At 73.1% G+C, this 9,346-nt stretch carries 7 protein-coding genes; 5 read left to right on the plus strand and 2 right to left on the minus strand.

Annotation, left to right across the window (positions count from 1 at the left end; all coding sequences use genetic code 11):
* Positions 1 to 321: 321 nt before the first annotated feature.
* Positions 322 to 1,032: a TetR/AcrR family transcriptional regulator gene (locus BG452_RS02845; protein WP_188302520.1), complete on the plus strand. Its 711-nt coding sequence runs from the start codon at positions 322 to 324 to the stop codon at positions 1,030 to 1,032.
* 156 nt (positions 1,033 to 1,188) lie between these two features.
* On the opposite strand, the gene BG452_RS02850 is transcribed toward BG452_RS02845, so the two are convergent.
* Together BG452_RS02850 and BG452_RS02855 are read right to left on the minus strand one after the other, a co-directional pair.
* Positions 1,189 to 2,829 carry an amidohydrolase gene (locus BG452_RS02850; protein ID WP_188302521.1) on the minus strand — a complete coding sequence of 547 codons (1,641 nt, stop codon included), beginning with the start codon at positions 2,827 to 2,829 and terminating at the stop codon, positions 1,189 to 1,191.
* Between the two features lie 121 nt (positions 2,830 to 2,950).
* Positions 2,951 to 4,369 carry an APC family permease gene (locus BG452_RS02855; protein WP_188302522.1) on the minus strand — a complete coding sequence of 473 codons (1,419 nt, stop codon included), beginning with the start codon at positions 4,367 to 4,369 and terminating at the stop codon, positions 2,951 to 2,953.
* Between the two features lie 288 nt (positions 4,370 to 4,657).
* Between BG452_RS02855 and BG452_RS02860 the strand changes: the two genes are divergently transcribed.
* The 4 genes from BG452_RS02860 to BG452_RS02875 all read left to right on the plus strand — a co-directional run bounded on the left by BG452_RS02860 (position 4,658) and on the right by BG452_RS02875 (position 9,275).
* Positions 4,658 to 6,580 carry a glycoside hydrolase family 5 protein gene (locus BG452_RS02860; protein WP_411292873.1) on the plus strand — a complete coding sequence of 641 codons (1,923 nt, stop codon included), beginning with the start codon at positions 4,658 to 4,660 and terminating at the stop codon, positions 6,578 to 6,580.
* A 34-nt stretch (positions 6,581 to 6,614) separates the two neighbouring features.
* A complete protein-coding gene (locus tag BG452_RS02865; RefSeq protein WP_188302523.1) occupies positions 6,615 to 6,752 on the plus strand; it encodes a hypothetical protein in 138 nt (45 codons plus the stop codon).
* 164 nt (positions 6,753 to 6,916) lie between these two features.
* A complete protein-coding gene (locus BG452_RS02870) occupies positions 6,917 to 7,420 on the plus strand; it encodes a hypothetical protein (protein WP_188302524.1) in 504 nt (167 codons plus the stop codon).
* Positions 7,421 to 7,859: 439 nt separating this feature from the next.
* The gene (locus BG452_RS02875) at positions 7,860 to 9,275 is read left to right on the plus strand and encodes a family 2B encapsulin nanocompartment shell protein (protein WP_317620875.1); all 1,416 of its coding nucleotides are present in this window, start codon (positions 7,860 to 7,862) and stop codon (positions 9,273 to 9,275) included.
* Positions 9,276 to 9,346 lie beyond the last annotated feature (71 nt).

A 9,346-nucleotide genomic window follows, 5' to 3' on the forward strand; every position in this document is an offset into this window, starting at 1 on the left:
GGCCAACGGTCACGTTCCGGGCGTCCCCACCAGCGGGAATCCGGCCCCGGAGAAGCTCTCGACACGGAACAAGCGTCATGTCGACAAAGCAGCTCGACCACGCAGGGTGACCGAACCTCGAACAGCACTACGAATGCCCCGGGAATTCGGCACAGCCTGCACAGAACCGTCCACGATTCATTCCAACCCACCAGCCCCAGGAGCAACGTTCGCCCGGAGCCCACCGGCCACTGGTCGGGAAGTCCGGCCGCGAACAAGGGCCCGGCACACCCCTGTCCTCCCTCTGTCCTGGGTCAACGCCGCTGACATAACCTGCGGGGCATGAGCGAACGCGTGGTCCCCGAGCCCCAGCGCCGCCGGCGGCGGCCCACCAAACAGGGCGTCGTGCTCTCCCGGGAGCTGATCATCGACACGGCGCTGCGACTGGTCGAACAGCACGGCGCCGACGCACTCACCGTCCGACGGCTCGGCGCCGCCCTCGGCTCCGACCCCAGCGCCGTCTACCGCTACTTCCACAGCACCGACGACCTGCTGCTCGCCATCGCCGACGAACTCATCGGCCGCGCCCAGGCCGGCTGGCAGCCCACCGGCGACTGGCGCGCCGACCTGCGTGCCATCGGCCTGCGGATCCACTCCGCCTACCTCGCCCACCCCCAGGCCGCCCTGCTCGCCGCCCACCGCACCACCGGCCGCAGCCACGAGACCGCCGCCGTCGAGACGATCCTCGGCGTCCTGCGCACGGCCGGCTTCCCCGACCCGGAGGCCGTCGGGATCTACCACGCCTTCGTCGACCAGAGCCTCGGCTTCGCCGCCCTCGACGCCGCCGCCCTCGCCCTCCCGGCCGCCGCGGCCACCGCCGACCTGCGGGTCTGGCAGGCCTCCTACGCCCGCCTCGACGCCACCACCCACCCCCACATCGCCGCCACCGCCCACCTGCTCACCACCGACATGCGGCGCAGCGGCTACCCGTACGCCCTCGACCTCCTCCTCGACGCCGCCACGGCCCGCCTCACGGCGGCCACGACGCGCTGAGCCGGGCCGCCGGCGGGAGGTGGGCCCGGCGGGAGGTGGGCCCAGCAAGCGGCGGGCCACCGGCGGGCGTGGTTCAGAACGCCGATCGTCGCCGAACCCGGTGGGCTCGGCGACGACGGGGCAGGCGGCCGGTCGGGCCCGCCGGGTCGTGCCCGGTCACTCCGCGACGTACACGGCCTCACCGCCCACGTAGGTGCGCAGGACGCGGGCGGCGGCGATCTCCTCCGCGGGGCCGGTGAGGATGTCGCGGTCGAGGACGACCAGGTCGGCGAGGTGGCCGGGGGCCAGGGTGCCGGCGTCGTCGTGGCCGTTCACATGGGCGGAGCCGGCGGTGTAGGCGGCGAGGGCGGAGGGGAGGTCGAGGCGCTGTTCGGGCAGGAAGACCCGGCCGTCGGTGGCGCCCGGTTCCATCCGGTTGACCGCCACGTGGAGTCCGGCCAGCGGGTCCGGGCTGCTCACCGGCCAGTCGCTGCCCGCCGCCAGGGTGGCGCCCGCGCGCTGGAGCGCGGCGAACGGGTACTGCCGGGCGGCGCGTTCGGGGCCGAGGAACGGGATGGTCAGTTCGTCCATCTGCGGCTCGTGGGCGGCCCACAGCGGCTGGATGTTGGCGATCGCGCCGAGTCGGGCGAAGCGGGTCAGGTCGTCCGGGTGGACCACCTGGAGGTGGGCGAGGTGGTGCCGGGTGCCGCGCCGGCCGTTCGCCGTCCGGGCGGACTCGACGGCGTCCAGGGCCTCCCGGACGGCCCGGTCGCCGAGGGCGTGGAAGTGCACCTGGAAGCCGAGCGCGTCGAGTTCGGTGACGTATCCGCGCAGTGCGGCCGGATCGACGAAGCTGAGGCCCGAGTTGGCGGTGGCGCAGCCGCAGCCGTCCAGGTACGGGCTGGTCATCGCGGCGGTGAAGTTCTCCGCGATGCCGTCCTGCATGATCTTCACCGAGCCGGCCCGGAACCGGCCGTGGCTCAACTCTGCCCGCCGGGAGACGAGTTCGGGGATCTGCTCGGCGCCGCGCTCGCGGTCCCACCAGAGCGCGCCGGTCACCCGGGCGGTCAGCGCGCCGGAGCGGGCGGCGGCCAGGTAGGCGTCGGACGGATCCGGCTGGCCGTGGAACTCGCCGAGCAGGGCGTCCTGCCAGCCGGTGATGCCGAGCGAGTGCAGCAGGCGTTGGGCCCGGAGCAGTCCGGTCAGCCGCTGGGCGGCGGTGGGCGGCGGCACCAGCCGGGCGACCAGACCGGTGGCGCCCTCCTGGAGGGTGCCGGCCGGGGTGCCGTCGGGTTCGCGTTCGATCCGGCCGTCGGCCGGGTCGGGGGTGTCACGGGTGAGGCCGGCCAGTTCCAGGGCCCGGGTGTTGGCCCAGGCGCCGTGGTGGTCGCGGTTGGTGAGGTAGACCGGGCGGTCCGGGACGACGGAGTCGAGCAGCTGCCGGGTGGGCAGCCCGCCGTCGAAGCTCTCCAGCGACCAGCCGCTGCCGGTGATCCACTCCTGGTCGGGGTGGGCCTCGGCGTAGGCGCGGATCCGTTCCAGGTACTCGGTGACGCCGACGGTGCCGGTGAGGTCGCAGGCGGCCGCCTCGACGCCGCCGAACACCGCGTGGACGTGGGCGTCCTGGAAGCCCGGCAGCAGCAGTCTGCCGGTGAGGTCCACGACCTCGGTGTTCAGTCCGATCAGCGCGCGGACCTCGTCGTGTCCGACGGCGGTGATCCGTTCCCCGGTCACGGCCAGGCTGGTCGCCCGGGTGCGGGCGGCGTCGCCGGTGTGGACGGGGCCGTGGGTGAAGACCAGATCGGCGGCCTCGGTCATGGGTGGTGCTCCGTTCTCGGGTTGTGCGGGTGGTACGGGTTCTACGGGTTGTGCCTGTCGCTCGGGTTGTGCGGGTCGTTCGGGTCGTGCTGGCGTTGCACGGGTCGGCGGCGGGGGCCGTTCAGGCGGTCGGGTCGAGGAAGTACGGTGAGCGCCGCCGCCAGCGGGCCCAGGCCGCCGACGGGAGTCCGGTGAGGATCATCATCGCCACCACGGTCAGCTCGAACCAGCCGTTGTCGGCAGACAGTTCGAAGTGGTCCGTGGAGTCGTAGAAGGTCCAGGCGAGGTAGCCGCCGACGGCGAGCAGGGCGGCCGCGCCGAGCAGCGGGCCGACCACGGCGCGCAGTCCCTGCCACGGGTCGGTGCGCAGCAGCCCGCGGAAGCGGACGGCGGCGGCGACGGCGGTGAGCGCGTAATAGAGGGCGACGATGATGCCGATCGCGTTGACGGCGGCCGAGATCAGGTCGTTGACGGTGGGGATCGCGATCGAGGCGAGGGCGAGCAGGACGGCGAGGCCGGTGATCAGCAGGGTGCCGACGGCGGGGGTGGCGTGCCGGGGGTGCAGCCTGGTCCAGACCGGGCCGAGTACGCCGTCGCGGCCCATCGCGTACATTCCGCGCGCGGTCGGGATCACCGAGGACTGCAGCGAGGCGACGGCGGAGAACGTCAGGGCGATCAACGGCAGTGCGGCGAGCGGCTGGTGGGCGAGGGTGGTGCCGAAGTAGGTCAGTCCGTGGGCGCCGTTGTCGGCCAACTCGCCGAGTGGCAGCACCCGTTGGAAGGCCGTCCCGGCGAGCAGGAAGAGCAGCATCATCACCACCAGGGCGAGCAGGCCGGCCCGGGAGGCGTCGCGCGGGTCACGCACCTCCTCGCCGACGCTGAACACCGACTCGAACCCCCAGTAGCAGAACACCGCGAGCACCATGCCCTGGGCCACGGCGTCGAAGGAGGGCAGGTCGAAGGGGTTGTACCACTGGAGGGAGAACGGCTGGTCACCGGCGAACAGCCCGTAGCCGCAGAAGCCGAGCAGCACCGCGTACTCGAAGACCAGCAGGGCCTTCTGCAGCCGGGCGGCGAGGTCGAGTCCACGGACGGCGACGAGGGCGGCGCCGATCAGGACGACGAGGCCGAGCAGGGTGCACTGGACGGTGGAGTCGGCGTCCAGGCGCAGGCCGGCGACGCTGCGCAGGTGGGCCTGGTCGAGGAGTTGGATGACGGCGGAGCCGGTGACGGTGGTGGTGTAGGCCATGAAGACCACCGTGCCGACGGTGTTCACCCAGCCGGTGAGGAAGCCCAGCCAGGGGCTGAGGGTGCGGCCGACCCAGCGGTAGCTGCTGCCGGCGTCGGGTTCGACCGCGTTCAGCCGCCCGTAGCCGCCCGCGATGGCGAGGACGGGCAGGAAGGCCAGCAGCATGATCGCGGGCAGGTGCAGGCCGACGACGCCGGCCATCAGCCCCAGGCCGATGCCGATGCTGCTGGTGGCGGCCGTGCTGGAGGCGGCGATGGCGGCGCCGTCCAGCAGGCCGATGGATCTGTGCATGGCGCCGTGGCTCGCGCCCGTTCTCGGGCCGCTGCCCGTGTCGTCCTTCACCGTCGATGCCAACGGGTCACCGCCTTGCTCATGGGGGATGCGGGGGGATGCGGGGGATGCGGGGTGGGGCGGGGGGAGGTGCGGGGGTGGGGAAGTGCGAGCCATGAAACCGGCGGGTTCGTTTCACGTCAATGCCGTTGTCATAAGGGGTTCAACCGTTCCGCACTCTCGTCCTGAACAGTACTTTTGACGTACCGTCGACAACCCTTGCCCCTGTCACCCTCGCCCGGAGCATCCGTGATCCCCCTTCGTAAGGCCCGCACCGCCGTGCTCGCGGTGGCGGCCCTGCTGGCCGCGCTCGTGAGCGCCGCCCCACCCGCGCAAGCCGTCACCCCACCCACACCCGTACTGAGCGGCGCCCAGCTCGCCGCCTCCTGGACCGGCCCGCTGAGCACCCGCGGCCGCTACGTCGTCGACGCGAACGGCGACCGCTTCAAGCTCAAGGCCGGCAACTGGGCCGGCGCCCAGGGCACCTGGGAGGGCAGCGGCTCGACCACCGACCCGGCGAACAACCAGGCCGGCCAGGTCTCGTACGACATCCCGCTCGGCCTGGACCGGGCGCCGCTCGGCGAGATCCTGGCGGGCTTCCACGGCCTGGGCCTGAACGCCGTCCGGCTGCCGTTCGCCAACGCGCTGATCCACGACACCAGTACCGTGCCGGACGTCGCCGTCACCGCCAACCCGCAGCTCAAGGGCCGGACCCCGCTGCAGGTCTACGACGCCGTGGTCGCCGCGCTGACCGCCGACGGCTTCGCGGTCATCCTCAACAACCACACCACCAGCTACCGCTTCTGCTGCGGCCTGGACGGCAACGAGCGCTGGAACAGCGGCCAGAGCACCCAGCAGTGGGAGGACGACTGGGTGTTCATGGCGAACCGCTACGCGTCGAACAAGCGCGTCGTCGGCGCAGACCTGCGCAACGAAGTCCGCCGGGACACCTGGGACGACCCCAACTGGGGCCTGGGCGACGCCCACGACGAGTACGCCGCCTTCGAGGAGGCCGGCAACCGGATCCTCCAGGCCGACCCGGACCTGCTGGTCATCATGGAGGGCATCAACTGGTACGGCATCCCCGCCGCCGGGTTCTCCCACGGCCGGCCGATGCTCACCCCGGTGGCGACCCTGTCCAACACCCTGATCCGCTCCGACAAGCTGGTCTACGCCGCCCACTTCTACGCCTACACCGGCCCGGCCAACACCGGCGCGGGCAGCGGCCCCGGCGCCACCGGCGACCCGCGCTACGAGGACTTCACCCCCGACCAGCTCGCCCAGGTGGTGGACCAGGAGGCCCTGTTCGTCACCCAGTCCGGCCAGCACTTCACCGCCCCGGTCTGGGTCAGCGAGTTCGGCGCCGGCGGGCGCGGCTCCACCGACGCCAAGGAGCAGGCCTGGTTCGACCGCTTCACCGACATCCTGGCCGCCAATGACACCGACTTCGCCGTCTGGCCGCTGGTCGGCTGGCAGAACAACGGTGTCCCCAACGACAGTTGGGCACTGCTCTCGTACGACACGGCCGGCCGGCAGCTCGGCCTGAACGACCCCGGCGACTGGCGCGCCGCCGACTGGCACAAGCTGATCGACGGCCCCTCGTACACCGGGCAGGTCGCACCGGTCACCCGCTGGAACATGCTCGACCTCGACCACGGCGACCAGAACGTCTCCGCCCGCATGCTGGCCCGGCCCGACTGGAGCCCCGGCAACCGCAAGGGTGACTGCCCGGACGGCCAGCGCCTGGCCGGCCTCGGCCGCGGCAGCAGCCGGGGCCTGTGCACCGACGCGGGGCAGCCCGCCGGCGGCACCGGCGACTGGGTGACCGTCACCGACCAGCGCTACGTCACCGAGGGCGACTGGGCCTCCGGCTACGACAAGCTCCAGTGCCCGGACAACACCGTCGCGGTGGGCTACAGCGTCCGCAGCAACGCGATGTCCGCCCTGCTCTGCGCCCCGGCCGCCGCCGCGCTGCCCACCACCGGCCGCACCGTCTGGTTCGACCACGGCGACAACCGGCCCGCGAACGGCGGCTCCACCGCCGGCGACTGGGCGCCCGGCTCCTACAAGGGCCAGTGCGCCGACGGCGAGTACGTGGCCGGCGTCGCCGACACCTGGCGCGGGCTCCAGTACGGCGTCCCGGACGCGCTGCTCTGCCGCCCGCTGAGCTGACGGGTGGCTGCGCCAACGGCGGCGCGCACCCGCCGTGGCCCGGTGGCGCCGACCGCGACCCTTCGCGGTCGGCGCCCCGGACGGCGACCGCGACGGCGTCGTCCGGCGACGAGGGCCGATCAGCGGGACGAAGGTCATCGAGGAGATCGAGAAGGCCTTCGGCGTGACGTGATCTGCCCCCGGTCACGGCGGGGCCGTGCCCGGCGGATGCGCCATCCGCCGGGCACGTGCAAGGTAGTGGGGTACGAACCGCCCGGCCGGCGACCGTCCGTGGCCCCGCGGACACCGTCCGCCCGGCCACCGGCCCCCAGCCGCCCCTCGACCGAAGGAGGCGCCATGCCGACCAGGACGATCCCCCGTCGGGCTCTGGTGCTGACCGCCGCCGCCCTCGCCGTCCTGCCCACCGCGGCGCTCACGGCGCCCGCGCAGGCGGCCTCCGCACCCCCGACCGTCCCGGCCGCCACGACCGCCGCCGCGCCGGTCGGCTTCGTGGACCTGCCCGACTCGGCGCTGCCGACCGACCGCGCGCCGCACCGGATCACCTTCCGTTACCGCAACGACGCCCCGACGGATCAGACGGTCGCCCCGCAGATCCTGCTCGAGTCACCCCAGCAGGGCCCGTTCCTCAGCCCGTCGGACTTCCGGCTGGAGATGCTGGGGACGGACGGCCGCTGGCGCACCGTGCCGCTCGGCAGCCAGACCGGCACGCTCTACACCGGGCTGATCCCGGCGAAGATCGTCCTGCACTCCGGCCACACCCTCACCGAGAGCTACCGGCTCACCGTGCTGCACGGACCCGCCCAGGGGACGATCGAGCCCCGGATCGCGATCTACGCCTGAGCCCTCGGCCGCTGCCACCCGGCCCCCGGGCTCAGCCGGGCCCGCCACCCAGGTCGGCGGGCCCGGCTGAGGCTCCCGTACGCCCGGCCTCCGCACCCCCGCCCCCGTACGCCCGGCCCCGCGCAGCCGTCCCCCGCACCTCCGGCCACCCCCGCGTGCCCGTCGTCCAGAGGGCGCGCGGGGGTGGCCGGGGGCGCGCCTCAACTCGCCCCCCGTGCTTCCAAGCCCTGCTTTCGCAATGATCGCCACCGCTTATGCGAAAGTCACCCGTTCGAGTGAGTTTGGCGGCCTGGATTGCCGTATTCGCGCAGCGAGTGTCCGCTCCCCGGCGCCCGCAAACCTGCCCACGACGACCCGTTCGAACGGCAACAATCTGCGAGGCGATCTGACGACCCGTCGGATCCCGCTTCCCGCACCTGCCGCAGAGGGGAACCCTGTCGTGACCACCGAGGCCGTTCCGCAGAGCCAGCCCAGCCAGCAGAGCCTCAGTACCTCCGCCGCCCGCAACCTCGCCACCACCACCAAGACCGTGCCGCAGATGCTCGGGATCACCCCGCGCTACCTGCTGCGCGCGCTGCCCTGGGTGGACCTGGAGGCGGGCGTCTACCGGGTCAACCGCCGCCGGGGTTTCATCCTCGGCGACGGCCTGGTCAGCACCTACGTCGACGGCTCCGGCGCCACCCGGGTCATCCCCGAGGACCTGCGCGAGGTGTCCTTCCTCAGCCAGGTCGACGGCCCGGTGCTCACCGCGCTCGCCGGCGCCTTCACCGAGCGCGAGGTCGCGCCCGGCGAGCTGATCGTCGACACCGACGCCCCCGCCGAGCAGCTGCACCTCATCGCCTTCGGCCGGGCCGAGAAGCGCGCCACCGGCGCCTACGGCCAGGACGCCCTGCTGGCCGTACTCGGCGAGGGCGACTTCTTCGACGCCACCGCCTGGGCCGCCGGCACCGCGATGCCGTACCGGGTGCAGGCCGCCACCACCTGTACCGTGCTCTCGCTGGACCGCCGCGCGCTGGTCGAACTCGCCGACCGGGAGCCCTCGTTGCGCGCCCGGCTGGACGAGTTCACCGCCGCCCAGGCCCCGGTCGACCGGGAGCACCCGATCGACCTCAGCTCCGGCCACTCCGGCGAGCCGTACCTGCCGGAGACCTTCGTCGACTACGACGAGGCCCCGCGCGAGTACGAGCTGAGCATCGCCCAGACCGTCCTCAAGGTGCACACCCGCGTCTCGGACATCTACAACTCCGACATGGACCAGGTCCAGGCCCAACTCCGGCTGACCGCAGAGGCGTTGCGCGAGCGCCAGGAGTGGGAGATGCTCAACCACCCCGAGTACGGCCTGCTCAACAACGTGGTGCCGACCCAGCGGGTGCGCACCCGCGGCGGCGCGCCCACCCCGGACGACCTCGACGAACTGCTCGCCCGGGTCTGGAAGCAGCCCGCGTTCTTCCTGGCCCACCCGCGGGCGATCGCCGCCTTCGGCCGCGAGTGCACCCGGCGCGGGGTGCCGCCGCAGATCGTCGAGCTGTTCGGCAGCCCGTTCCTGACCTGGCGCGGGGTGCCGCTGCTGCCCTCCGACAAGCTGGACCTCAACGGCTCGGCGAACTCGGCGCCCGGCACCACCAACATCCTGCTGATGCGGGTCGGCGAGGAGCGCCAGGGCGTGGTGGGCCTGCGGCCGGCCAAGGTCCCGGACGAGGTCGAGCCCGGCCTGGCGGTGCGCGCGATGGGCGTCGACCGGCAGGCCATCACCTCCTACCTGGTGACCGGCTACTTCTCCACCGCCGCGCTGGTGGACGACGCCATCGCCGTGCTGCAGAACGTCGAGGTGTCCAACTACCATGACTACTCCTGACGGATTCGGGCGCGGCACCGGGATCACCGGAGCCGGTGGGACCACCGGGCCGGCCGCGGCGCCGAGGGGAC

This window comes from Streptomyces sp. CBMA123 (assembly GCF_014596465.1).
In the GTDB taxonomy this organism is placed as follows: Bacteria; Actinomycetota; Actinomycetes; order Streptomycetales; family Streptomycetaceae; genus Kitasatospora.